This is a genomic window from Blautia sp. LMAG:36 (assembly GCF_008680535.1).
Taxonomy (GTDB): domain Bacteria; phylum Bacillota; class Clostridia; order Lachnospirales; family Lachnospiraceae; genus Blautia_A; species Blautia_A fusiformis.
The window spans coordinates 32,406-54,660 of record NZ_NALB01000006.1 but is presented as its reverse complement, the minus strand read 5'-3'; the positions used below and the strand labels follow the sequence as shown (position 1 = coordinate 54,660).

Here is a 22,255-nt window from a genome sequence, read left to right as displayed (position 1 = left end):
TGTACTTTGTATACAGTATTTATACATGTATTTTATATGATTTTTACATTCTTTTCAACAGCAAAATATTCCACTTTTTATTTGATCTGACCTTCCACTTTTTTCACAACAAGAAGCGGAGTTCCCGGAGAGGGTTCCTGATTTTCCTTGAGAGCATTGATCGTCCGGATCTCCTGGATAGATGTGTGATATTTCCTTGCGATATCCCACAATTCATCTCCCGGTTTTACCATATAAACCAGGATTCCCGGCATAGCCTGGAGTTTTTTCATATCCAGTGGTTTTTCCTCTACTTTCTCAATGATAAATACCGGTTCTCTGGCAACTGCCAGAAGCTCCAGTCCTACAGTTGCCCGGATCTCGATCTCATTTCCATCTGCCATGGCTGCGGAAAGCTGCTCCAGCTTTGCTTTTAACTGATAACAGCTGTCCTGTCGGATCCCTCTTGCTTCCACCATATGGGAAAACGGTATCATTGCCTCCATGGAATAAAACGGCATATCATCATTTCCAATAATGTACAGGATCTTCAGCATGACCACGCCATCTGCCTGCACACCGTTCTCTACGATCCTGGTCTTATCGATCTTCACTTTTCCCTGACTGTGACACAGCTGGAGGACTTTTCCCTGAGTCTCCTTTACCTGGATCCTGTCACTGATCCTGCATCTGGAAAAATTACGTACCAGAAGCCGTTCCAGTACCTCATTCTTCCCTTCCGGAACACATTCACGGATCGGTGTATACACATCGGTAATGAGATCATATTCCTCTTCCCTGAAAAATTTCATATCCAGCTCCAGCACAACATCCGAAACAAGGATCCGTTCTTCCCCATCGACATCCGGTTTGGCCTCCAGACTCTGATGCATCACCGAAGCTTCGATCAGCGGGATCAGTTCCTCCGTGCAGTCCGGACATTCCACTTCTCCGGAAAAAGGCAGCGAATATTCCAGCCACTGCACCGGGGCTTCTGTATCTTCAGCTCCGTACAGCACAAAAACGGACAGCTCTCCCCTTGCCTTTACCACATTTTCCTCCGGCTTCAGATCCAGCCCCCGTACATCCATAGTATACCAGATCAGGCTGGCGATATCCGGACGATTGGAGGCAATGGTATACTCATCCTTGATCCGGAGTGTATCTTTTTTATGTACGGTAAGTCCCAGAAAACGGACTGTTTTTTTTCTGACGGATACCTCTTCTGCATCCAGCGCCACCGGCAGGCGGATCTGTTCTGTTTCATCCACAGTCGCACAAAAAGTTACCAAAGCTTTGATATTAAGCTTTCTGGAATGGATCAGGCGGATCGTAAGATCTTCAATTTCCCACTTCAGACACATTTTATCCCCGTTTATGATATCCTTCAGGTTCAAGGTTTCCTCAAATGGAAGTTTTGCAGTAAGACTGCTGACGATCCCTCTTTCTTCCCCCACATAAAGGATATCTACCTGCAGATTTCCCGTAAGAATACCTTTCCCGTCAGTAAGACGGACATCATCCATAATGATCCTGCCCTTATTCTGGATCAGTCTTCCTGCATCCGGTTTTGCATCCGGTACATTAAAATCCTCATCAAAAGTGATCTGACTTTTTGCCCTGCTTTTTTCCTTTAATATCTGCATGCTTTCTTTTTTTAATTCCACAGTCTATTCCCCTTTCTCCGACTCTTTTTTCACCGGACTGCTGCTTTCCCGGAACGTTACCGGCTTTTCCTGTTTCCGGGTTTTTATCACAATGCAGGGATAGGACGGAACTCCTGCCTCCTTAAGATCCTCCGGTCCAAGAAGTTTTGTAACAAAAAAGATCCCATTCGAGGATTCTCCAAGCTCCTCTACCTGGATGCTGTATCCGCCACTCATCTGCCGCCCGTACCCTTTGGCCAGGTAAAGATCCTCTCCGGTTTCATAACTCAGCTGAAATTCCTTTTCCTTTTTTTCTTCCATAAGCCTGGAAAGCTCCTCCGGGATATCCCGGCGCTCCACAACGATGTAATCTACCGGTTTTCGTTCTTCTTCCTCCACCCGGACAAATTGACACCCGGAAAGCAGCAGTGCCAGCACGGCAGCTGTCAGCACGATCCGCAGAAATACTGCTTTTTTCATAATATAAGCCACCTGCATGATTCGTTACTGTTCACTCCGTTCTCAGTAACACGCTTTGCGGAAGATCACCAGTAAACAGTAACCATTATTCAGTATTTATTCTATGTGAGCAGGGAAAGATTTATTGCAACTATCGGATTTTCTTCGTATAATATAAAAATACCATCTTACTGCGGAACTCTCCGCAAGTATCTATAACAGAAAGGACAAAAGACATGATTCGATTCATACTTGTTTGTATCGTGGTGATCGCCTATCTGGTGCTGACCATTCCGGTTCTCCTTGTAGAATGGATCATCGGGAAATTTTCTCCCATGACTAAGGATATCAGCTCTCTGCGCATGGTACAGGCCATATTCAAATTCATCCTGTGGATCACAGGCGCCAAAGTCACCGTCATCGGCGAAGAAAACGTTCCAAAGGATCAGGCTGTTCTCTATGTAGCAAACCACCGGAGCTATTTCGACATCCTGCTCACCTACAGCCGCTGTCCGATCCGCACCGGCTATGTTGCCAAGAAGGAAATGGAGCATTATCCGCTGCTCTCCAACTGGATGCGCAATCTCTACTGTCTCTTTCTCGACAGAGAGGATATCAAGCAGGGTCTGAAAACGATCCTTCAGGCCGCAGACTATGTGAAATCCGGCATTTCCGTATGTATCTTCCCGGAAGGAACCAGAAATAAGAATGCTGATGAAACAGAAATGCTACCTTTCCATGACGGCAGCTTCAAGATCGCAGCCAGAGCCAAAAGCCCGATCATTCCTATTGCGATCAGCAACTCTGCCAATATCTGGGAGGCCAATTTCCCGAAGATGACACCTACACACGTAGTGATCGAATATGGCAAGCCTATCATTCCTTCAGAGCTTGACCGGGATACTCAGCGCCGCTTAGGTTCCTATACACAGGATATCATCAAAGAAATGCTGATCAAAAACAAAGAACTGGTGTGAACATCAAAAAAACCATATCTATGTCTGTTTTTCGACATAAGATATGGTTTTTTTATTACTGTGTACCTGCTCCCAGGATTTTTTCCGCATTTTCGATACGTTCTTTCGTTGGCGGATTGATTCCCTTCAGCGGATAATCAATATGCAGATTTTCCCATTTAAAGGTTCCGAGTGTGTGATATGGAAGAACCTCCACTCTCTCAACTGTCTTCAGTGTTGCAATAAAGTCAGCCAGCCGGTGGAGATAGTCATCCCGGTCATTGCGTTCTGGAACCAGTACGTGACGGATCCACATGGATACGCCCATATCGGAAAGCTTCCGGGCCATGGCAAGGATATTTTTATTGGTACATCCTGTGAGGATCTTATGCTGTTCCTCATCAATGTGCTTGATATCCAGCATGACAAGATCTGTGTACTTCATCAGCTCTTCCCATTTTTCATACCACGGACCCTCTTCTGTGTAAGGGTTGCCGCTGGTATCAAGTGTTGTGTGGATCCCAAGTTTTTTTGCTTTTCTGAACAGCTCAGTGAGGAAATCGATCTGTAACAGTGGCTCGCCTCCACTCACAGTAATACCGCCCTTACTTCCCCAGTAAGAGCGGTATCGACAGGCTTTTTCAAGCAGCTCATCTGCTGTGTACTCCGTCCCTGTTTTCATTTGCCAGGTGTCCGGATTGTGGCAGAACTGACAGCGCATGGCGCAGCCGCTCAAAAAGATCACATACCGGACTCCTGGTCCGTCAACAGAGCCGAAGCTCTCCAGTGAGTGGACGTAGCCAGTGATTTTTTTCTGGTCGTCCATATTTTTTATTACATCCTTTCGTGGCAGGTTCTTGCGATAACGTCAAGCTGCTGCTCTCTTGTAAGGTCGATGAACTTAACAGCGTATCCGGAAACACGGATCGTGAAGTTTGCATACTCCTCTTTTTCCGGATGCTCCATAGCATCGATAAGTTTCTCTTTACCGAATACGTTTACATTGAGGTGATGTGCACCACGGTCAAAGTATCCGTCAAGTACATTTACAAGATTCTCTGTACGCTCTTCCTCAGAATGGCCAAGTGCATCCGGGTTGATCGTCTGAGTATTGGAGATTCCGTCAAGGGCATCCTCATAGTCAAGCTTTGCAACAGAGTTCAGGGAAGCAAGAAGTCCGTTCTGCTCTGCGCCGTAAGACGGGTTTGCTCCCGGTGCCAGAGGCTCGCCGGCTTTTCTTCCGTCCGGAAGAGATCCTGTAGCTTTACCATAAACAACGTTGGATGTGATGGTAAGGATGGATGTGGTTGGCTTGGAATCACGATAGGTATGGATGTGTTTCAGCTTCTCAAGGAATGTGGAAAGCAGAGTTGTTGCGATCTCGTCTGCTCTGTCATCATCGTTACCATAACGTGGGAAGTCACCCTCAACCTGGAAGTCTGTTGTGATTCCGTCCTCGTCACGGATTGCTTTTACTTTTGCATATTTGATAGCGGAAAGGGAATCTACTACGTGTGAGAATCCGGCGATACCTGTTGCGAAGGAACGGTCAACCTTTGTATCGATAAGTGCCATCTCAGCTGCCTCATAGTAGTATTTATCATGCATGTAGTGGATCATGTTCAGTGTTCCAACATACAGATGTGCAAGCCAGTCCATCATCTGATCATATTTTGCGATTACTTCGTCATAATCAAGGTACTCGGAAGTGATCGGCTGATACTGCGGTCCTACCTGCTGTTTTGTCTTCTCATCAACACCACCGTTGATCGCGTAAAGAAGGCATTTTGCAAGGTTTGCACGAGCACCGAAGAACTGCATCTCTTTACCTGTCTCTGTAGCAGATACACAGCAGCAGATGCTGTAGTCATCGCCCCATACCGGACGCATAACATCATCGTTCTCATACTGGATGGAACTTGTTGTAACAGAGATGTCTGCTGCATATTTCTTGAAGTTCTCAGGCAGTCTTGAAGAGTAGAGAACTGTAAGGTTCGGCTCCGGAGCCGGTCCCATATCCTCAAGTGTATGAAGGAAACGATAGTCGTTCTTTGTTACCATGGAACGTCCGTCCTGTCCCATACCTGCTACTTCCAGAGTTGCCCATACCGGGTCACCGGAGAAGAGCTGGTTGTAAGACGGGATACGAGCGAATTTAACCATACGGAATTTCATTACGATATGGTCAACAAGCTCCTGTGCCTCTTTCTCTGTAAGAGTTCCGTTCTCAAGGTCTCTCTCAATATAGATATCAAGGAATGTGGAGATACGTCCAACACTCATTGCAGCTCCGTTCTGAGTTTTGATCGCTGCAAGATATCCGAAGTACAGCCACTGGAATGCTTCCTTTGCATTCTTAGCCGGCTGGGAAATATCAAAGCCATAGATCTGAGCCATTTCTTTCATCTTCTTCAGAGCACGGATCTGATCTGCGATCTCCTCACGAAGCTGGAAGTCATAACGTCTCATACCCTGACGGTCGCATGCTGCGAAATCTTTCTCTTTACCTGCGATCAGATGATCGATTCCGTAAAGAGCAACTCGTCTGTAATCACCTACGATACGTCCACGTCCGTAAGTATCCGGAAGTCCTGTAAGGATCTTGTTGTGACGTGCTCTCTTCATCTCCGGTGTGTAGATATCGAATACACCCTGGTTGTGTGTTTTGAACTCATAGTTGTTGAAAACATCTTTGATTTTGTCGCTTACATGGTATCCATAAGTCTCACATGCCTGCTCTGCCATTTTGATTCCGCCGTATGGCATGAAAGCACGTTTCAGAGGTTTGTCTGTCTGAAGACCTACAACCTGCTCCAGGTCTTTGAGTTCCTCATCGATATATCCAGGACCGTATGCTGTAATTCCTGTTACTACCTCTGTCTCCATATCAAGAACGCCGCCTTTAGCACGCTCCTCTTTCTGAAGCTCCTGAAGCTTGCCCCAGAGTTTATCTGTTGCCTCTGTTGGTGCTTCCAGGAAGGAAGCATCTCCATCATATGGTGTATAGTTCATACTGATGAAATTACGAACATCGATCTTCTCTTTCCAACGATCACCCTTAAAACCATTCCACTGTTCAAAATCAACTTTTGCCAATTTGTTACACATCCTTTCCTGTTGTCTCAATATTTCGTTCACTGCCCGCGCAGTTAGTAATATATAACATTTCTCATGACGACCATAAGATAACAGATTCCGAATTTAAAGTCAACAGCTTGGAAGTATGTTCTTTATAATATACATGTAATTGTATTATTGATAAAAATAATGAGAAAATTGTACCAGATATTGTACAATGTCGGGCGTCTGACGGACGCTCCTGGCGGAGGGCGTTTCCTTTCCAGGGGGGACACTTTGGCGTGGGCAGGTTTCCCTTTCTGGGGGACACTTTGGCGTGGGCAAGTTTGCGAGGGGGAAAGGCGCTCGGAGTTACGAAGCCCGCTTTTCCCCCTCGCGCTCCCCCTTTCCGGGCACGTCGCTGTTCTGCGCTGTGGTATGGGGTAGTGTATTGGCAAATGCCTGTATGCTGCTGTATTGGTGGCGTCAGGCTGAGCCGATTTTTTTTCCGCCGGACGGAAGGCGGTCTGCGCAGCAGACCTGTTCCTGGTGGTTGTTGTATTGCTGGCGCTAATCTGCTCCTGCCTGTTGTATTGCTGGTGCTGACCTGCTCCTGCCTGTCGCTGTATTGCTGGTGCTGACCTGCTCCTGCCTGTCGCTGTATTGCCGGCGCTCACTTGCTCCCGTCTGTTGTCGCATCACTGGCATAGACCTACTTCTGTCTGTCGCTGTATTGCCGGCGCTGACCTGCTCCTGCCTGTTGTCGCATCACTGGCATAGACCTACTTCTGTCTGTTGTTGTATTGCCGACGCTCACCTGCTTCCGTCTATTGTCGCATCACTGGCATAAACCCGCTCCCATTAACAACAGGGAACAGGCCCGCTGCGCGGGCCGCTTTCCCGTCCGGCGAAACAAAAATCGGCTCAGCCTGACACTGCCAATACAGCAGCATACAGGACTAAGCCGATAAATTAACACACTCCAAGGCGTAGCACAGCTGCGTGCCCGGAGGGGTGGGGTGTGGGGAGGGGAAACGGGCTTCGCAACTCCGAGTGCCTCCCCTCCCCACGAATTTCCCCGTTTTTTCAAAGCAAAACTTTTTTACCAAAAAAACTACAACACTTTGGAAAGAAACTCCTTCGTCCTTTCCTCTCGAGGATCCCCAAACAGTTCTTTCGGATTTCTATCCTCAAGAATCACCCCATCATCCATAAAGAGCACTCTGTCGCTGACCTCCCTTGCAAATCCCATCTCATGGGTAACCACCAGCATGGTCATGCCTTCTTTTGCAAGCTCCTTCATAACCTCAAGAACCTCTCCGACCATCTCCGGATCAAGAGCTGATGTCGGCTCGTCGAACAGAAGCACCTGGGGATTCATTGCAAGGGCTCTGGCAATGGCAACCCTCTGCTTCTGTCCGCCTGAAAGCTTTCCTGGATAGACATCGGCTTTTTCTTCAAGGCCGACTCTTTTCAAAAGAGCCCTCGCCTTCTGATCAGCTTCCGCTACATTCCATTTGCCAAGGCGCACCGGCGCAAGGGTGATATTTTTCAATACTGTCATATTTGGAAACAGATTAAAATGCTGAAAAACCATTCCCACATTTTCCCTGAATTTATCTACATCCAGCTTCGGATCCAGAAGCTGCTGTCCGTTTACGGTGATCTCGCCTTCCTCCGGTTTTTCCAGAAGGTTCAGACAGCGCAGAAATGTAGATTTTCCGGAGCCGGACGGACCGATGATGCAGATACACTCACCCTTGTTTACGTGAGTTGTGATTCCCTTTAATACGTGTACGTCCCCGAAGGACTTTTTCAGATTTTTTACATCAATCACTTTCTCTCAGTCTCCTTTCAAATCTCTTCAGTAGAAGGCTCAGGCACTTCACGATCAGATAGTACATGATACCTGCAACGATCAGCGGTATGAACATCTGATAAGTACGGGAAGAAACATAGCTTGCCGCTTTTGTCAGATCCATGATACCTACATAACCTAAAATAGATGTTTCTTTGATCAGCTGGATAAACTCATTACCCATTGCCGGAAGGATGGTTTTTACAGCCTGCGGAATGATAATGAAACGCATGGTATCTTTATACCCAAGACCCAGAGAACGACCAGCCTCGCTCTGGCCCTTGTCTACAGATAAAATACCTCCGCGGATAACCTCGGAAACATATGCACCGCTGTTGATACCGAAGCTGACCACTGCTGCCACATATCCCAGCCTGCTGTGGAACACTGCAAAATAGATGATCATCAGCTGAAGGACTGACGGTGTTCCACGGATCACATCAACATAAATATCCGCGATCGTGGAAAGAATGGTTCTTCTGCCTTTTTTCGCAGCTCCAAGACGTACCAGAGCCACTACAAGACCGATCAGGATACCTACGATCACTGACAAAAGGGAAACGATCAGCGTAATCCCAAGACCGTTAATATAAAACTTCCAACGATTATCCTGAAGGAAAATAAAGCTTAAAAGTCCCAGAAAACCATCGGTTGCTGCTACATCTGTCACATCCTCGCTGTTTTCAAGTGTGTCCACAAAATACTTCTGATAAAGATCATCATATTCCCCGGATTTTTTTACTTTTGCAAGCCCGTCATTGATGATCTGGACAAGCTCTGTGTTTCCTTTTTCAATACAGAAAACCGTATCCTCTGCTGTACTTGGCACGGACTCATACTGCAGGTCTGAGTTCTGTTTGCAGTAGATCTCCGCCATGATATTGTCGATCAGAACTGCATCTGCTCCACCGTTTTTCAGCTCCATGACTGCACTGGAAGCGTTTTTAAATCTTTTTACTTTGGCATCCTTAACTTCACCGTAATCGGTAGTCTCGCCGGATGCGATCATATCACTCTGTGCACCCTCCAGAACTGCAACGGTTTTTCCGGACATCTCCTCAAAATCCTTGATCGGATTATCCTTACGACTGATGATGCACTGTGTACCGGTATAATAAACATCGGAAAAATCAACGCTTTTTTTACGGTCCTCCGTAGGTCCGATCCCGGCTGCGATCACCTGTACATCACCAGCCTCCATGGAACCCATCAGGGAATCAAAGGGCATATCCTTCCATACCAGCTTTACGTTTTCTTCCTTGGCGATCGCCTCCAGAAGATCGTAATCAAAACCTGTAATATTTCCATTATCATCCAGGTATTCAAACGGTGAATACTCTGCGTTCGTTCCTATGACGATGGTCTGCTGTTCTGCCGCTTTTACTGCCACTGCACTGCTGAAATATACCGGCAAAGCCATGATCATGCACAGTACAAAACAGATAAGAGCTCTGCTTTTTCCATTGCGTCCCATTATTTTCCCCTCCTGCTATTCATATTTTTTTCCGTAGCCAAAAGCACCTTCCATGCCACAAATGCCCGCTGCAAAAGCAGCTGCCTCTTCAAGACTTTCACAGATCGCGGTTTCCTCCGCCATGCCGTTTTTCATTCTTCCGATATACCCGGTAAGGAAAGATGCGATCAGTGAATCCCCGGCGCCAAGAGTATCTTTTACTTCCGTAAGCGGCGCTGCCGGCTGTCGGTAAAAATTCCTTCCGTCATAAAGAATGCAGCCCCTGGCTCCTCTGGAGGCCATGGCAAGCTTCGGCCCCATGGAGATGATCTTTTTCAGATGCTCTTCTGCCTCCTGGTCGGTTCCGTCAAAGGAGCAAAATGCGTAAGTAACCTCCGGTGCTGTTTTTTCATAATATTCCTCTGTGGAATCATCAGAAAAGTCAAAAGAAACCGGAATTCCCGCCTCTTTGATCTTATGCAGCTCTTCCTCCGTAAAAGAGTAATTTCCGCTATGTACCACATCAAAGCCTTTCATATATTCCAGATCAAAACGATCAAGGATATACGGTGTTTTTCCACGGATACCACCATCATTAAAATCCAGGAACTCACGGTCTCCGTCTTTTAATGTGATCCTGGAATAACCGTTCTCGCCGTGCAGCTGTCTGCACTTTACGGTTTCCACGCCGATTTTTTCCAGTGTATCCATGATCAGTTCTGCTCTGTCGTCATCTCCGAAATATCCCATATACGCTGTTTTTTCACATCCGGCCATCTTTCCGTAAACACTGACGTTTACGCAGTTTCCGCCTGGATACATGGTTTTCAGATGATCATAGATATCCACTACATTGTCTCCGAAGCCAAGAAGCTTTGTACTGTATTTACTCATATTTTCCCTTTCTCTGTGCACAGGCACAGTAGCACCTTTAGTACTCTACAACGCCCATATATCTTCTCATATCCAGCGGATGACGGCGTTTATCCTGAAGAGCGGTACGGTAAACGGTCGTCATGGTGTAGAACAACATCGGAGTAAAATATTCCACACAACTGTCATCAATTGCTTCCATACCAAGCTTATCTGCATCGATCACTTCGTATTTCTTTCCGTATTTTTCAAGGAAAGTCAGCACACGCTCATCCATCATACGGTTTCTGCCCCGGCTCATCATAAGGATATAAAGATGATCCTCATCCGTTACCTCAAACGGTCCATGGAAATATTCCGCACTGTTCAGATAACCGCAGTCCATCCACTGCATTTCCTGAAGTGAGCAGATCGCAAAGCCATATGCCTGAGAATAGGAGGCTCCCGATGCCATGATATAGAGGTTCGGTTCCTCTGAATATTTTTCTGCAAAAAGCCATGCTGCATTCTGCTGATCCTTCACTGCAGCTGCAATAACATCATCGATCTTTTCAAAGCCTTCCACGATCTTATCGTAAAGCTTATATCCCGGCTCCTGTACCTTCATCAGCTCATTAAGAATACGAAGTACGATTCCCTGAGGCTTCTCTGCTTCCTTTACCCCCGGTGCCCAGTCGTATACAACGGAGATCCATTTATCGGTATCACATGGGGAACCTGGCGCATGTGTCATTGTAACAACAGCCGCACCTGCATCCATTCCTGTTTTTGCTGCCTCCAGACACTCCTTTGTCTTGCCACTGTGGGAGCAGATGATCAGAAGACTGTCTTTTCCCAGCTTCTTCGGCGGTGTCAGTGCAAACTCTCTTGCAGGGATCCACTGTGCATCCATCACTGCGGATTCTGCACGGACAAAATAATATCCCGGATACAGATCCACAAGAGATCCTCCGCATGCAAGAAAATACACATTTTTGATTGTTCCATGCTCTTTGTTGATCTTATTTACGATTTTTACTGCGTCCATTTTCATCCTCCGGTTTTCGTGGAAATTCGTCTGGTAATCCTCTGAATCCATTGAAAATACAGGTTTTTTCGGATTTTCAGATAAATTTCTTCTTCTTGTACTTTTGCATTTTACCTTTTTGAAGAATATAACATATTATAACGTTATAGTAAAGAGTATATTCATGATTTATGATTAATTATTCATCCAATATACCTTCTGACGCACTGCAGAGGTTTGTCCCTTACTGGACAAATACATCCGCACTATAGTAAAATATCTTTTATGAACAACCTCAGAAAGGATATTTTCATGTTAAATAAAAATTCAATCCAGCCGCTTTACAAGCAGCTTATGGATATCATCACCCAGCAGATCAAAAACGGTACTTATAAGCCCGGAGAAAAAATCCCCACTGAGCCGGAGCTTGCCGATCTTTACCATGTCAGCCGGATCACTGTCCGACGTACCGTGGAGGAGCTTTGCACACAGGGCTATCTTATCAAGCATCAGGGAAAAGGAACCTTTGTAAAATCCCCCATGATCTTCCGGAAATTTGAATCCCAAAAAAATATGAGCTTTTCCGAATCCTGCCGTCAGAATGACCGGATTCCGGAATCTCACGTACTGTCCTTCTGCAAAAAACCTGCGAACAGCGTAACCTCTGATTTTCTGCAGCTTACTTCGGATGAGGAAGTTTTTTTTCTGGAACGTCTTCTTCTGGCTGACAGTATTCCGGTTATTGATGTTCACACCTGGCTCCCCACACGGCTTTTCCCGGATTTTGATCCGAACGCTGTAGAAAACGGTTCTTTTTTTGAATATATCAAAAACACCTACCGCTGTACGATCGCAGAATCCAGCCGCAGCACCATTTCTGTTACTGCAGCCTCCCCGGATATGGCAAAAACTTTGCGTCTGTCTTCCGGTGATCCCGTGCTGATCCTGGATTCCTATATGGAAGCTCCTGATGGAAATCCGCTTTACATCAGCCGTGAATACATTGCAGGTTCCCGCTATACGATTTCATTTTGAAGAATCAAAAAAACGGCACAGAAGTGTTATGCTGCCAATACAGCAGCATACACCTCTGTGCCAGTGTTTATTTATCCAAAAATATTACTGTTCACTCCGTTCTCTGCAACACGCTTCGCGATACACAAAATTTATCCTTTATCTTTTCAAGACTCCGATCCATCACTGCCTGTCATCTGTGCCTCAATGGCCTTTCCAAGGCGGTTATAGATCGTCACCGCATCCTCCACATGGAGTGGGCTTCCGGTATTTCCCGATGCGCCTGCCGTTACCAGTATGTATTCCCTGTCGTAGACCTCTGCAAAGCTTGCAAGACACAGACCCGCCTCACTGGTATATCCTGTCTTGCCGCCCAGGATCTTGCCGCCGGTAACGGAAGGGTCAGAAAGATTTTTGAACATGGTACTGTAATATGTGATCCCGCTGGGATGGATATTTGTCACTCCTGTGGAATGCCGCGGGCTCTCAATGATCTCTCTGAACGTATCGTTCCGAAGCGCATACCTGAGCAGCACCGCAATATCTCTCACTGTACTGTAATGATCCGGATCATGAAGCCCTGTCGTATCACAGAAATGTGTACCATTCATTCCAATCCTCTGTGCCTTCTTATTCATCAGCTCCACAAATCCATCCCTGGAACCGCCTACGGTATCCGCCAGTGCGATACAACACTCCGCACCGGATGGCAGCATGGCACCATAAAGAAGGTCGATGGCCCGCACGGTCTCACCGGGCTGAAAGCCTGCCTGGGTGGCATCCTGCTCATAAAGCCCCTGGAACATTTCCTGGGTCAGAGTGATCTCCTGATCCAGATCATCCAGGTTCTCAATAGCCACGATCACCGTCATGATCTTCGTCATGGAAGCCGGATAGATCTTCTCATCGCCCTTCATATTTCCGATGATCTTTCCGCCTTTTACCTGCATCAGCACTGCATAGGGACTGTTGATACCGCTCATCTCAAGCTTACGGACAACCGGTCTCTGCAGAGACTCCATCCAGTCACCTACCCCTTTATTCCAGCCGATGATCACTACAAGTGTCAGGATCACGATAGCCTCTACCACCAGGCAGAGTATCATTTTTATTTTGTTTACCTGTTTTTTTATTTTCTTCGCTTTACGCTTTTTTGATCTCAATTTATACTCCCTGTTCCGACAAATTCATCTGTAAGTTTTACTTACAGAAACGTTTTCCCCATCTTTTTTATATTAACATGATTATTATTGTCTTCTGTAAAATCTATATGAAAAAGCTCTGATGAGCTTTCGGTCTGTTACAACTCTGTTTGTGCCTTATTGTAGGATTTTTGCCCCAAAAAATCAAGGTGTATAAAAAAATACCCCATACAAAGTTTCCTCTGTACAGGGTATTTAAAATTTATTACTGAGCTAATTTAATCGGGTTAAGCTTAACACCAGGTCCCATTGTCGGAGCGATTGTAACGCTCTTCAGATACTGACCTTTCAGTGTGCTAGGTCTAGCCTTTGTGATAGCTCCCATAAGCGTCTGGAAGTTGTCGCTTAACTGCTCCTCGGTAAAGGAAGCCTTTCCGATCGGAACATGGATGATGTTGGATTTGTCAAGACGATACTCGATCTTACCTGCTTTAATGTCGTTAACAGCTTTTGTTACGTCCATTGTTACAGTACCAGCTTTCGGGTTTGGCATTAAACCTTTCGGTCCAAGTACACGACCAAGACGACCTACAACGCCCATCATATCCGGTGTTGCAACTACAACGTCAAAGTCAAGCCATCCCTCGTTCTGGATCTTCGGAATGAGGTCCTCAGCTCCTACGAAGTCTGCTCCTGCTGCCTTTGCCTCTTCTGCCTTAGCATCTTTAGCAAATACAAGTACACGAACTTTTTTACCTGTTCCGTGTGGCAGAACAACTGCTCCACGGATCTGCTGATCTGCGTGACGTCCATCGCAGCCTGTACGGATGTGAACTTCGATGGTCTCGTCGAACTTAGCTACAGCTGCTTTTTTAACAAGGCTGATAGCCTCTGGTGCATCATATAATGTTGCGCGGTCTACTGCTTTCGCAGCTTCCACATATTTCTTTCCTCGTTTCATTTCTATAACCTCCTGTGGTATTTGCGGGGAAAAGCCCTCCCACTTGAAAATTTCACTTTTTCTACGGGAACCCCGAACTTAAGCTTCGGTATTTATTAGTCTACGACTTCGATTCCCATACTTCTTGCTGTACCGGCGATCATGCTCATAGCAGCCTCGATGGATGCTGCATTGAGGTCTTTCATCTTCAGCTCAGCGATCTCCTGAACCTGTGCCTTAGTAACTTTAGCTACTTTGGTCTTGTTCGGTGTACCGGAACCAGATTTGATGTTTGCAGCTTTCTTAAGAAGAACTGCTGCCGGCGGAGTCTTGGTTATGAAGCTGAAACTTCTGTCAGCGTAAACAGTGATGACAACCGGGATGATAAGATCTCCCTGATCAGCTGTTCTTGCGTTGAACTCCTTAGTAAACTGTACGATGTTTACACCATGCTGTCCAAGAGCCGGACCTACAGGTGGTGCTGGAGTTGCTTTACCAGCCGGAATCTGTAATTTGATATATCCTGTTACTTTCTTTGCCATTTTCGGCACCTCCTATGTGGTATTGGCGGGGGTGTGTCCCTCCCACTTGCTGTTACCTTGTTTTTGAATTACTCAGCTTTTTTGATTTCTGTGAAACTTATTTCTACCGGTGTTTCACGACCGAAAAGCTCAACATTGATCGTTACCGTCTGTTTCTGCATGTTGATACCTGTGATCACACCTGCGGTATCTTTCCATGCACCACCGGTAACGACTACCATGTCGCCCTCTGCGAAGTCCACTTCGATATCCGGTTTCTGGATACCAAGCGGCATCATTTCCTCTTCTGTAAGAGGCACAGGCTTTGATCCCGGTCCTACGAATCCTGTAACACCGCGGGTATTACGGACAACGTACCAGGTATCGTCATTCATCACCATATTGAGAAGCACATAGCCTGGAAACATCTTTTTCTGAACCTGTCTTGAGGTTCCGTTCTTCATCTCCACTACATCCTGCAGCGGAACACGTACCTCCAGGATCTGGTCTTCCAGGTGTCTGTTCTCGATCGTCTTTTCAATGTTGGCTTTTACCTTGTTCTCATACCCGGAATAGGTATGGACAACGTACCATTTTGCTGCTTCTGACATATAATCACCTTGTCCTTACTTCATTAAGAAATTAATGCATTCCAGAATTCCGGAATCCATTACACTGATAACCACTGCCAGGATGATCGTGATGATCACGACCACAACAGTCTGCTTTGCCAGTGTGGGACGGTCTGTCCAGACAATCTTCTCAAATTCTGACTGAAGTCCCTGAAACCAACTTTTCTTCTGCGGCTTATCCTCAGATTTCTGTTTTTCCATAGCATAACCTCACAAATCTCTGTGATTACTTTGTTTCCTTGTGCAGAGTGTGTGTATGACAGAACTTACAATATTTCTTGGTCTCCATTCTCTCAGGATGGTTCTTTTTCTCCTTCGTCATATTGTAGTTACGCTGCTTGCACTCGGTGCATGCTAATGTAATCTTAACGCGCACAACTTCCACCTCCAGTGTTTTCATTTGCATGGTCTTCTATGCCGCCCGGAACGTATATCCGTCGTCATTTTCGGGCATAAAAAAAAGACCTAACTTCCATGTCGCTCGTCAATTTTATCACAGAGCAGGTGTACAAGTCAAGCCTTTTTCGCTTAAATATAAAGAATTTCACAGGTTCCGTACGGACGTCTCAAGTGCGCAAACCCGATTCTGCTTCGCTGCATTTCGTTTTCGGGACGTCGCCCCTGTACAGAAAGTCATAAGAAGCCCCTTATGTGCAGGCACAACATGTCTTCTTCTGTCTTCCTGCACACTTTCAACTTCTATTAAAAGTAGTCATAACCACCGTGGATATCCACCACACTGCCGTTCATATATCCGTTAGACAGCACTGCATAAGCCATATCCGCCACTTCCTCCACAGTTCCAAACCTGTGGAGTGCGATCTTCCGGTTGATACGGTCATAGCTCTCCTGGGTGCGGGCGCTGTGCCACGGAGTTTCGATGAAGCCAGGTGCAATAGCGTTGACTGTGATGCCCTTTGGCTCAAATTCCTTTACCAGGGATCTTGTCAGGAAATGGATGGCTGCCTTGGTGACTCCATATACAAGGGAGGAAGAATACGCCTGCTGTCCTGCATAGGAACCGGTAAAGAGCACACTGCCGCCCTCTACCATCATGGATCTCAGCTCTTTTACCATAAATACAGGTACGGAAAGATTGGTGTTTACGATCCGTGTCCACTCCTCAAAGCTGTAGTCTTCATATTTTGCGTAGGTACTGATGCCGGCATTGCTTACAAGCCAGTCAATATGGTCTGTCTGCTTTTTCAGCTCCTCCACAAAAACCATCATCTCTTCATAGGAAGACATATCTGCCTTTATCAAAGTCACCTGAGATCTTTTTTCCTCAGGAAGGCTCTCCTGAAACGACAGTGCCTTCTTCTCATCATGTCCATATGTTACGAAGATCCTGTCAGTTTTTGCCGACTCTGCCAGGATCTTTTCGGCGATTCCTCTTCCGATTCCGGAGGTACCGCCTGTGATCACAGTTATTTTTCCCATTTTACAGCTCCATCAGTTCATCAAATATCGGTTTCGGTATATAAGGCTGCTGATTGTGGATCGGCTCACCCAGACAGGTCTTCGGGTATGCGTAGGTTCCATGCTCCAGCATGATCTCCAAAAGCTCCGGTCCGTTCTGCTCCAGGAATCCACCGGCATATTTTTCCACGTCTTCTCCCTGGATGCGCTTTGCAGGAATTCCGTAAGCCTGCGCCACATCTGTAAAATCGCAGGACGAGAATCCGCTGCCATCGGAGGTATCCGCATATACACAGTCAAAATAATCTCTCTGAAGATGACGGATCATTCCCAGCGCCTCATTATTCATTACGATCATCTTCACCGGGATATTCTCACGCTTCACCCACTGCAGCTCCTGGATATTCATCTGGAAGGCTCCGTCTCCGCAGATACATGCCACCGGCTTGCCGGTAGCATAATAAGCTCCGATAGCCGCCGGAAGTGCATATCCCATAGCACCATGTCCGCCGGAAAAAAGTGTCTTCTGCCCCTGCTGATTGTGGAAGGACTGATAGCTCCATACCATATGCTGTCCCACATCCACAGCAACCGCTCCGGTATCAGAAAGCTGATCACTCAAATATGCGATCATGCGGTTCGGATAACGCTGCGGTGTCTCATCGTCCACTTTCCAGAGTTCCTTACGGATCTTCTGGCAGACAGCAAGCCATTCCTCATAGGAACCGATCTGTGCCTGCTGCTCTGTCAGCTTACGCACCACAGTCTCTGCGCTGACGCAAAAGCATTTCTCACCTTCTCTTCCCTCATGGATCTCTCTTTGAAGATTATAAGGATCAATATCCACACGGATGATTTCGGCATTCTTCGCAAACTCATGAACCTTAGTACCAATCTGACGGGTACACAGGGAAATTCCAAAGCAGAGCAGAAGGTCGCTTTTTGCATTGGCGATCATATTTGCATACCGGTGTCCGTAGGCACCTCCGATGCACCCGAAGTTCAGAGGATCATCAAAGCTCAGTGCGGACCGGGCAAGTACACTTGTGATCACCGGAATGTGATGGGCACGCGCCAGATCTGTGAGCATTTTTTCTGCTTCTCCGGAAGCTCCGTGACCGATCATAAATACCGGCCGTTTTGCAGTCCTGATCTTATTCAGAATATATTCTGCCGCCTCTGCTCCATCAGAAGAATCCACCTTTGCAACTGCATCCCTGTAAAAGGCTGCCCCGTTTTCCGGATCATTTTTTCCATATACAGCTGTCTCGATCTCTTCCTCGGAAAATTCCATATCATAAACCGGATCTTCCACCTCGCCTCTCTGCACGTTCATGGGAAGATCGATAAGAACCGGTCCCTTTCGATCTGTATTGGCGATCTGCCATGCAAGATTCAGTTCACGAACGATATTTTTCGGATCACGGACCTGCACCGCGTACTTGGTTACCGGCTTTGCCATGGAAACCATATCGATCTCCTGAAAGCCCTGCTGACGAAGGCCTGTAATACCGGAATATTCATAGGTATTCAGCTGTCCGGTGATAAAGATCACCGGAAGAGAATCGAAATACGCATCTGCCACACCGGAAAGCAGATTGGCAGCTCCCGGACCACTGGTGGCATAGGCACAGCCGCAGGCATTCTTTGCCTGAGCATAACCACAGGCGGCAAAAGCAGCTCCCTGCTCATGATAGCTGGAATGACTTCTTGCATGGGGATTCTTTTCAATGGAATCTACCAGATGTGCGATCATGGTTCCCTGGTATCCAAAAAAATCATGGATCCCTTTTTTCTGCAAAAATTCCACAACATAATCTGTAAGCTTGACCTTAGACATATTTTTTTACCTTCTCCATATACGAGATCCTTCCTGTTTTTTCCAGATACTTAAGATACAGGTCAAAAACCTCCGGATCTGTTTCAAATGCTTCTTCATATTTCAGACAGCGATCATTCATCCTGGTATATCCTGCAAATGCTTTTTCCAGTTCCACATAATCTTCATTTTTGAAGAGATTCCGGATATAGCTGAGCTTTTTGCGATAAGCCAGTGCACAGGTATATTTTTCCCCGCAGAATTTTGCATAATCCCAGCACTGTGCAAGATATTCCCGGTAATTCATTCCAAACTGCCTGCGCTTTTCCCTTTTCTTCCTGACAGAAGCAAATTTCTTCAGTTCCTTTGACTGCTGCAGAAATTCCTCGCATGGGATCAGTGTGCTGCACACCACCAGCGAGCCGGGAACATAGTTTTCCATTGACTTATTTCGATAATTTTTGCCGTAGGCCCGGGTGAGATAGCTGTCTGTGTTTCCCGGGACCATAAAGGATTCTCCTCCAAGCATTGCCTCCCCGGGATTTTCAAAAATATGCGCAGGAAAATAAAGATTCTGGTCAAAATATCGGAGTACATATGTTTTTGCGCCATCCTGCGGCTGCCGGAGCAGATCCCGGAATATGCTCTTTGCCAGCCAGCCTCGTCCGCAAAGGGAAAGGACTCGCACCATCCAGATACATCCCAGCTCACGCCGGTTTCGCCACTTGCCTTTTTTTCCGTAGATCCTCTTCCATCCCTCTTCGCGCATACGGTTCCAGAGATATTTTCCCTTTGGACCATATTCACACTGCAGCGGAAGGATATTGATCCCCAGTCCCGGATGTTTGTATTTTCCATACTCGTCCAGCTTATAAAACAATGTATCTTTATCTGTATAACGCAGAAAAAATCCGGGGAAACGGCTGTTATTCTCCATAGATTCCAGAGCTCTGCGCAGCTCCGGTTCTTCGTCAAAGATGTTTTTAAACCGGGCCATATCACCGGTCTTCATATAAATATCATTGCTTGCCGGATTCATGGGAAAAGGGCGCTCCGTTACCGCACAGAGGGTAAGATACGGAGAAAGATAATATGTGATCTTATTTTTTCTGCATATGGTATCTATTTCTTTTAGAAGTTCCAGTACTTTCTGCTGTTCTCTGTTCAATACACTCTGCCTCGTTTCTGTTGATCTGTCATTACAGGATCCGCTTCAGAAGCTCCTGAAGCTCCTCCTGACTTTTATACTTATCCAGCCAGCTGTTCAGAAATTCTGTCACGTCTGCCTTCTTTGCGAAAAATCCGGTACGCCGGCTTCCATCGTAAAGATCCTCCAGGAAGATCCTGGAAAGCTCATTTTTTATATAGGGATGCGGCTCATGATCCAATGCCAGGAAATAATTTTCGAAGGCTTCCCGGGTACGCCCCTGTTTCTTCCGGATATCTCCCAGAAGCTTGTATACCTCTCCCTGCCATTCCTTATGGACCAGAAAGCTGCGGATCTCCTCTGCCAGATATTCCATCTCGCCCTCTTCCTCACTGCACAGGATCCTGGTACGGCCCTCTGCCAGTGCTTTGGGATAGCCGAATCTCTGCCATGCACAGGTAAGTGCCTCTTTGTACACCGGCTCCTCAAGAGTTCCCTCCCTTGGAGAATTACCGATGATCCCCAGTTCTTTGCAAAGCTCTCTCACCAGCTCTTCCAGCTCCCCTTTTGTACGGACGGAAGATACCTTCGCAAGATAAAGAGCGCCTCTGATCTCCTCATCCTCCGGCATCAGTCTGCTCCAGAACTCCATCAGAGAGAGTGCTTCTGATCTTCTCTGGCTTCCAAGCAGATCCCGACAGTCCCGGATCGCCTGGGACTTCTGTTTTTTCAGGAATTTATCCAGTTCCAGCTGCACAATGCCGTTATTGGTGCATTCTCTGGCTTTCAGATACTCTGCCATTGCTTCGTTCCGGAGGCCCTTTTTCCAGAGAAGATCCCCCTTATATTTCATAAAATATCCATCCTGGGGAAATACTCTCAGGCAGTAAGACAGAAATTTCTCCGCTTCTGAAGCATTCTGCGGTCCTTCCAGGCGCTCCATCACAAACCGGCATTTAAATTTCAGGAATCCCGGAGCATCCGGATATTTTCTGAGAAGATCATCCACAATCGCCTCTGCTTCCTGCATTTCTTTAAATTCATAGTGGCTGGCTGCTTTTCGGAAACGTCGGATATCCTCCACTGTCTGCTCCATTTCCGGAGTAAGATGATCCATTTTCTTGCGTACCTCGTACATACGGTATGCCTTGGAAACACGCTCCTGATAGATCAGTGTCAGCATGGCCGCCTGAAAAGCCTCATCCTCCAGCGGGATCAGGACCGGATGATAGAACGGACGGATCCCCTTAAAATCCTCACGTCCGATAAACTCCATGCTGAGCTGTACACGGTAATACTCCTCAAAGATCTCACCAAGCACATCATATCTTCTCTCTTTCAGCAGGGTCTCCGCTGTTTTTTCGGATCTCATCAGTCGGGCAGACACATCCCGGGCTACAACACCGGCTTTGATCCTTCTTCGTCTGTCATCCTGTTTATGGTCTCCCTTTGCCATAAGAAGGCAGTAGAATTTGCGGAAAAGCATCTGTCTGCGGATACGTTTTTTGTCGATCCTTGGCATATATTCATCCCGCACCTCCTGATAGCTGGCGCCCGGAACATCAACAGACTCATGAGATTCTCTTTCCCCATGAGGCGGTATATAGGACCATTCGTCCCCGTAATGCCAGATCAGATAATCGCTGGTCCTGTGAGGAATCATAACCTTTTCGCCCTCGAAGTCCATATATTTTACAGGGAACATCATATCCTTGTCAAAAAGAAACGGGCAGCCTCCCCATCGCATGGCATAGCGGCTGCACTCCTCTTCTTTATAAGAAAACATGATCTTCTCCAATTTCTTTAAGGTTCTGTCCTTTCCGCAGAAGGTATAGCGGAAAAGCCAGTACAGATACCGCCAGGGAGAAATTTCCCATCTGACTCCCACGACCATGCTGATATTCAGAAGTTCCGTATAGATCATCATATGGTCCCGGTATTTCTCATACTCACGGTCATCATCCGGAATGGGATCCAGAGTCAGTACGTCAATGATCTCACCAGCCTTGTCGTCTCCTATGATCTGATGCTTGTGGATCGCACAGGTATCCGTACTTCCGTAGCGCGGAAAACCGTTGGTATAATTACGATCCACTTCTGCACAATAAACCGCCCGGTTCGGCGGCATCTCGTTCTGACATATTTCTACAAATTTATCCCAGTCACTTTTGGGCATGTAAATGTCCACATCATCGTCCCATGGGATAAAGCCTTCATTTCGAAGAACACCGATCAGAGTACCTCCGGCCATTACATATCTAAGATCATGCTTTTTGCAGATCGCGTCAACCTCCCGGAAGAGCTGCAAAAGAAGCTTCTGTTTTTCTGTCATCT

The 22,255-nt window shown here is 46.6% G+C and carries 20 protein-coding genes; 2 read left to right on the top strand and 18 right to left on the bottom strand.

Annotation, left to right across the window (positions count from 1 at the left end):
• Positions 1-77: 77 nt before the first annotated feature.
• Positions 78-1,646 carry a DUF3794 and LysM peptidoglycan-binding domain-containing protein gene (locus CCC17_RS07630; RefSeq protein ID WP_173723148.1) on the bottom strand — a complete coding sequence of 523 codons (1,569 nt, stop codon included), beginning with the start codon at positions 1,644-1,646 and terminating at the stop codon, positions 78-80.
• 3 nt (positions 1,647-1,649) lie between these two features.
• Positions 1,650-2,105, bottom strand: a complete 456-nt coding sequence (locus tag CCC17_RS07625) for a protease complex subunit PrcB family protein (RefSeq protein WP_227574310.1) — start codon at positions 2,103-2,105, stop codon at positions 1,650-1,652.
• A gap of 215 nt (positions 2,106-2,320) precedes the next feature.
• On the opposite strand from CCC17_RS07625, the gene CCC17_RS07620 reads away from it, so the two are divergent.
• A complete protein-coding gene (locus CCC17_RS07620) occupies positions 2,321-3,061 on the top strand; it encodes a lysophospholipid acyltransferase family protein (RefSeq protein ID WP_015525341.1) in 741 nt (246 codons plus the stop codon).
• A 55-nt stretch (positions 3,062-3,116) separates the two neighbouring features.
• Here CCC17_RS07620 and pflA read toward each other — a convergent pair whose 3' ends face one another.
• From pflA to CCC17_RS07590, 6 genes are all read right to left on the bottom strand, one after another.
• A complete protein-coding gene (gene pflA / locus CCC17_RS07615; RefSeq protein WP_015525340.1) occupies positions 3,117-3,866 on the bottom strand; it encodes a pyruvate formate-lyase-activating protein in 750 nt (249 codons plus the stop codon).
• An 8-nt stretch (positions 3,867-3,874) separates the two neighbouring features.
• Positions 3,875-6,148: a formate C-acetyltransferase gene (gene pflB / locus CCC17_RS07610; RefSeq protein ID WP_092073058.1), complete on the bottom strand. Its 2,274-nt coding sequence runs from the start codon at positions 6,146-6,148 to the stop codon at positions 3,875-3,877.
• Between the two features lie 1,063 nt (positions 6,149-7,211).
• The gene (locus CCC17_RS07605) at positions 7,212-7,934 is read right to left on the bottom strand and encodes an amino acid ABC transporter ATP-binding protein (RefSeq protein WP_021651269.1); all 723 of its coding nucleotides are present in this window, start codon (positions 7,932-7,934) and stop codon (positions 7,212-7,214) included.
• Positions 7,927-9,429 carry an ABC transporter permease subunit gene (locus CCC17_RS07600; protein ID WP_092073601.1) on the bottom strand — a complete coding sequence of 501 codons (1,503 nt, stop codon included), beginning with the start codon at positions 9,427-9,429 and terminating at the stop codon, positions 7,927-7,929. The genes CCC17_RS07605 and CCC17_RS07600 overlap by 8 nt, the downstream gene beginning before the upstream one ends.
• Before the next feature lie 15 nt (positions 9,430-9,444).
• Positions 9,445-10,302, bottom strand: a complete 858-nt coding sequence (locus CCC17_RS07595; RefSeq protein WP_114001933.1) for a PfkB family carbohydrate kinase — start codon at positions 10,300-10,302, stop codon at positions 9,445-9,447.
• A gap of 37 nt (positions 10,303-10,339) precedes the next feature.
• On the bottom strand, positions 10,340-11,308 hold the full coding sequence (locus CCC17_RS07590) for an SIS domain-containing protein (protein WP_015525336.1): 969 nt from the start codon (positions 11,306-11,308) through the stop codon (positions 10,340-10,342).
• A 291-nt stretch (positions 11,309-11,599) separates the two neighbouring features.
• Between CCC17_RS07590 and CCC17_RS07585 the strand changes: the two genes are divergently transcribed.
• Positions 11,600-12,322 (top strand): GntR family transcriptional regulator, encoded by a 723-nt coding sequence (locus tag CCC17_RS07585; protein WP_287082845.1) that lies wholly within the window; start codon positions 11,600-11,602, stop codon positions 12,320-12,322.
• 146 nt (positions 12,323-12,468) lie between these two features.
• Here CCC17_RS07585 and CCC17_RS07580 read toward each other — a convergent pair whose 3' ends face one another.
• The 10 genes from CCC17_RS07580 to CCC17_RS07535 all read right to left on the bottom strand — a co-directional run bounded on the left by CCC17_RS07580 (position 12,469) and on the right by CCC17_RS07535 (position 22,253).
• Positions 12,469-13,464 (bottom strand): D-alanyl-D-alanine carboxypeptidase family protein, encoded by a 996-nt coding sequence (locus tag CCC17_RS07580; protein ID WP_330389498.1) that lies wholly within the window; start codon positions 13,462-13,464, stop codon positions 12,469-12,471.
• Positions 13,465-13,708: 244 nt separating this feature from the next.
• A complete protein-coding gene (gene rplA, locus CCC17_RS07575) occupies positions 13,709-14,404 on the bottom strand; it encodes a 50S ribosomal protein L1 (protein WP_015525334.1) in 696 nt (231 codons plus the stop codon).
• Between the two features lie 95 nt (positions 14,405-14,499).
• Entirely contained in the window at positions 14,500-14,925 is a 426-nt protein-coding gene (gene rplK, locus CCC17_RS07570; RefSeq protein ID WP_015525333.1) for a 50S ribosomal protein L11, read from the bottom strand.
• Between the two features lie 68 nt (positions 14,926-14,993).
• Positions 14,994-15,515, bottom strand: coding sequence for a transcription termination/antitermination protein NusG (gene nusG / locus CCC17_RS07565; protein ID WP_015525332.1), 522 nt, complete (start codon positions 15,513-15,515; stop codon positions 14,994-14,996).
• Between the two features lie 15 nt (positions 15,516-15,530).
• On the bottom strand, positions 15,531-15,737 hold the full coding sequence (gene secE / locus CCC17_RS07560) for a preprotein translocase subunit SecE (protein ID WP_021651261.1): 207 nt from the start codon (positions 15,735-15,737) through the stop codon (positions 15,531-15,533).
• Positions 15,738-15,762: 25 nt separating this feature from the next.
• The gene (gene rpmG / locus CCC17_RS07555) at positions 15,763-15,912 is read right to left on the bottom strand and encodes a 50S ribosomal protein L33 (protein WP_044961412.1); all 150 of its coding nucleotides are present in this window, start codon (positions 15,910-15,912) and stop codon (positions 15,763-15,765) included.
• A 326-nt stretch (positions 15,913-16,238) separates the two neighbouring features.
• Positions 16,239-16,976 carry an SDR family NAD(P)-dependent oxidoreductase gene (locus tag CCC17_RS07550; protein WP_015525329.1) on the bottom strand — a complete coding sequence of 246 codons (738 nt, stop codon included), beginning with the start codon at positions 16,974-16,976 and terminating at the stop codon, positions 16,239-16,241.
• 1 nt (position 16,977) lies between these two features.
• A complete protein-coding gene (locus tag CCC17_RS07545; RefSeq protein WP_287082844.1) occupies positions 16,978-18,795 on the bottom strand; it encodes a thiamine pyrophosphate-binding protein in 1,818 nt (605 codons plus the stop codon).
• Complete coding sequence (locus tag CCC17_RS07540) at positions 18,788-19,942, bottom strand: LicD family protein (RefSeq protein ID WP_021651257.1); 1,155 nt, start codon at positions 19,940-19,942, stop codon at positions 18,788-18,790. Before CCC17_RS07540 ends, CCC17_RS07545 begins: the two co-directional genes overlap by 8 nt.
• A 31-nt stretch (positions 19,943-19,973) precedes the next feature.
• Positions 19,974-22,253 (bottom strand): LicD family protein, encoded by a 2,280-nt coding sequence (locus CCC17_RS07535; RefSeq protein WP_015525327.1) that lies wholly within the window; start codon positions 22,251-22,253, stop codon positions 19,974-19,976.
• Positions 22,254-22,255 lie beyond the last annotated feature (2 nt).

Coding starts and splice junctions, on each gene's coding strand:
- CCC17_RS07545 (WP_287082844.1), bottom strand. CDS start 18,795: ATGTCTAAGGTCAAGCTTACAGATTATGTTGTGGAATTTTTGCAGAAA.
- rplA (WP_015525334.1), bottom strand. CDS start 14,404: ATGAAACGAGGAAAGAAATATGTGGAAGCTGCGAAAGCAGTAGACCGC.
- CCC17_RS07595 (WP_114001933.1), bottom strand. CDS start 10,302: ATGAGTAAATACAGTACAAAGCTTCTTGGCTTCGGAGACAATGTAGTG.
- CCC17_RS07535 (WP_015525327.1), bottom strand. CDS start 22,253: ATGACAGAAAAACAGAAGCTTCTTTTGCAGCTCTTCCGGGAGGTTGAC.
- CCC17_RS07600 (WP_092073601.1), bottom strand. CDS start 9,429: ATGGGACGCAATGGAAAAAGCAGAGCTCTTATCTGTTTTGTACTGTGC.
- CCC17_RS07625 (WP_227574310.1), bottom strand. CDS start 2,105: ATGAAAAAAGCAGTATTTCTGCGGATCGTGCTGACAGCTGCCGTGCTG.
- CCC17_RS07550 (WP_015525329.1), bottom strand. CDS start 16,976: ATGGGAAAAATAACTGTGATCACAGGCGGTACCTCCGGAATCGGAAGA.
- secE (WP_021651261.1), bottom strand. CDS start 15,737: ATGGAAAAACAGAAATCTGAGGATAAGCCGCAGAAGAAAAGTTGGTTT.
- CCC17_RS07585 (WP_287082845.1), top strand. CDS start 11,600: ATGTTAAATAAAAATTCAATCCAGCCGCTTTACAAGCAGCTTATGGAT.
- pflA (WP_015525340.1), bottom strand. CDS start 3,866: ATGGACGACCAGAAAAAAATCACTGGCTACGTCCACTCACTGGAGAGC.
- pflB (WP_092073058.1), bottom strand. CDS start 6,148: ATGTGTAACAAATTGGCAAAAGTTGATTTTGAACAGTGGAATGGTTTT.
- rplK (WP_015525333.1), bottom strand. CDS start 14,925: ATGGCAAAGAAAGTAACAGGATATATCAAATTACAGATTCCGGCTGGT.
- CCC17_RS07620 (WP_015525341.1), top strand. CDS start 2,321: ATGATTCGATTCATACTTGTTTGTATCGTGGTGATCGCCTATCTGGTG.
- CCC17_RS07590 (WP_015525336.1), bottom strand. CDS start 11,308: ATGGACGCAGTAAAAATCGTAAATAAGATCAACAAAGAGCATGGAACA.
- nusG (WP_015525332.1), bottom strand. CDS start 15,515: ATGTCAGAAGCAGCAAAATGGTACGTTGTCCATACCTATTCCGGGTAT.